The organism is Caulobacter sp. (assembly GCF_035254145.1).
GTDB lineage: Bacteria > Pseudomonadota > Alphaproteobacteria > Caulobacterales > Caulobacteraceae > Caulobacter.
Window position 1 is genome coordinate 1 of the sequence record NZ_DATFAV010000198.1, and the last position, 2,547, is coordinate 2,547.

A 2,547-nucleotide genomic window follows, 5' to 3' on the forward strand; every position below is an offset into this window, starting at 1 on the left:
GACGTGCTGCAGCAACTGCCCATGGAATTCGCCGTCGAGGCCCAGAAGCTCGTGGCGATCAGCCTGGAAGGGAGCGTGGGGTGACAGTCGATATTGGAGCCCTGGCTACTCGCGTGAGGGAAGAGCTGGAAGGTTACGGGATTCCAGAACATGACCCGCGAGCTCTAGGTACACCGCTCCCGCCAGAATGGTTCGTCGAAAACCTGAACAAGATGCGAGCCTCGCTAGTCGAGCCATATCCGATCTCTCTGGAATGGGCAGAGCGCGATGTCTTGGTCGTGGCGGATGACGGCGAGGGTTCGTTGGTCGCCTACGCCCCCTGCGAGGAAGGTGAGTTCGCTCTCCTTCTTCGCGAGAACAATAAACTCTACGACTGCCATGTCCGTGGTGACGTGGTGGGCTGCTTTCTATCGCGTTAGGACGTCATGCTCTCCATCAAGAACCTTCACGCCCGCGTCGAGGACAAGCCGATCCTGAAGGGCGTCACGCTGGACGTGCCGGCCGGCGAGGTCCACGCGATCATGGGTCCGAACGGGGCCGGCAAGTCGACCCTGTCCTACGTGCTGACCGGCCGCGACGGCTATGAGGTCACCGAAGGCTCGGCGACGCTCGACGGCGAGGACCTGCTGGCGCTCGAGCCCAACGAGCGGGCGGCCAAGGGCCTGTTCCTGTCGTTCCAATATCCGCTGGAAATTCCGGGCGTTCCGGCCCTGACCTTCATCCGCACCGCCCTCAACGCCCAGCGCCGCGCGCGGGGCGAGGACGAGATCGCCGCCCCCGCCTTCCTGAAGCTGGCCAAGGAGAAGGCGGCCGCGCTGAAGATCGACTTCGACATGCTCAAGCGCGGCCTGAACGTCGGCTTTTCGGGCGGTGAGAAGAAACGGATGGAAATCTTCCAGATGTCAATGCTTTCGCCGAGGTTCCTCATCCTCGACGAGACCGACTCCGGCCTCGACATCGACGCGCTGAAGATCGTCTCCGAAGGCGTCAACGCCCTGCGCTCGCCCGAGCGCGGCATGCTGGTCATCACCCACTACCAGCGCCTGCTGGACTACATCAAACCCGACAAGGTGCACGTGCTGGCCGCCGGCCGCATCGTCGCCTCGGGCGGCCCGGAACTGGCCCTGCAGCTGGAAGCCGAGGGCTACGACAAGTATGCGGGCGTCGCGGCATGAGCCTGGCCCTGGCCCTCAAGACCGGCGATCCCAGCCGCCTGCCGTCGCGTCGCGACGAGGACTGGCGCTGGACGGATCTGCGCGGCCTGATCCGCGCCATCCCGCCTGAATCCCCGGCCTTTGTCGGCGATGTCGGCGCGGGGCCCTTCGACGCCCTGGCCGATGGCTCGGTGGTGATCGTCAACGGCTGGGTGCGTGAAGGCGAGCCCGCGCCGGAGACCGGCGTGCTGGCGCTGCGTTTCGTCTCCCATGCCGACGCGACGGCCCATGACGCCGACTTCGCCGTGACCGTCGCCCCCGGCCAGACCCTGACCGTGCTGGAGAGCTACGAGGGGCAGGGCTTGGGCGGGTACCTCACCAATATCGGGCTCGACTTCTCGGTCGGCGAAGGGGCGCGTCTCGAACGCATCGTGCTGGTCGACGACCTCGCCGACGCCGTGACCGTCAGCACCGCCGAGGTCTCCCTGGCCCCCGGCGCGACGTTCAACCAGACCGTCCTGACCTCCGGCGCGCGGCGTCAGCGCCTCGAGACGCGGGTGAGCCATCCTGGCGCTCACGCCCAGGCGCGGCTCGACGGCGTCTATCTGCTCGACGGCCAGCGCCACGCCGACCTGACCACGATCGTCACCCACGCCGGCGTCGACGGCGTCACCAGCCAGCTGACCAAGGGCATGGTGACTGATCAGGCGCGCGGCGTGTTCCAGGGGCGGATCGTCGTCTCGCCCGGCGCCGACCAGACCGACGCGCGCATGGGCCACCACGCCCTGATCCTGTCGGACAAGGCCGAGGTCGACGCCAAGCCAGAGCTCTTGATCTTCGCCGACGACGTCTCCTGCGCCCATGGCAATACGATCGGCGCCCTCGACGAGAACGCCCTGTTCTACGCCGAGCAGCGCGGCATCCCGCAAGCCGAGGCCAAGGCCATGCTGACGCTCGCCTTCGTCGGCGAGGTCGTTGATCGCATCGAGCACGAAGGCGCGCGCGAGATCGCCGCCGCCTGGGTCGCCCGCAAGCTGGGGAGCGCCGAATAGTGGCCTTCGACGCGCCCTTCGACGTCGCCGCGATCCGCGCGCAGTTCCCGATCCTGCAGCGCACCGTGCACGGCAAGCCGCTCGTCTATCTGGACAGCGCCGCCAGCGCCCAGAAGCCGGACGTGGTGCTGGACGCCATGACGGATCTGGCGCGCACCTCCTACGCCAACGTCCATCGCGGCCTGCACACCCTGGCGAACGAAACGACGGAAGCCTATGAAAAGGCGCGGGAAACCGTCGCCAAGTTCATCAACGCCGATCGCGACGAAGTCGTCTGGACCAAGAGCGCCACCGAAGCGGTGAACCTGGTCGCGTCGTCGTTCGGCCTTTCCTTGAACGCC

4 protein-coding genes are annotated in these 2,547 nt (G+C 67.0%); all 4 read left to right on the forward strand.

What is annotated here, in order from left to right; translation table 11 throughout:
• On the forward strand, positions 1 to 84 hold an 84-nt coding region (locus VJ655_RS12125), incomplete at its 5' end, for a hypothetical protein (protein WP_324111393.1).
• A 341-nt stretch (positions 85 to 425) separates the two neighbouring features.
• Positions 426 to 1,175, forward strand: a complete 750-nt coding sequence (gene sufC, locus VJ655_RS12130; protein WP_324111387.1) for a Fe-S cluster assembly ATPase SufC — start codon at positions 426 to 428, stop codon at positions 1,173 to 1,175.
• Complete coding sequence (gene sufD / locus VJ655_RS12135; protein WP_324111389.1) at positions 1,172 to 2,206, forward strand: Fe-S cluster assembly protein SufD; 1,035 nt, start codon at positions 1,172 to 1,174, stop codon at positions 2,204 to 2,206. Before sufC ends, sufD begins: the two co-directional genes overlap by 4 nt.
• Positions 2,206 to 2,547 (forward strand): aminotransferase class V-fold PLP-dependent enzyme (locus VJ655_RS12140; RefSeq protein WP_324111391.1); only part of this gene is annotated, 342 nt, incomplete at its 3' end. The genes sufD and VJ655_RS12140, both read left to right, overlap by 1 nt.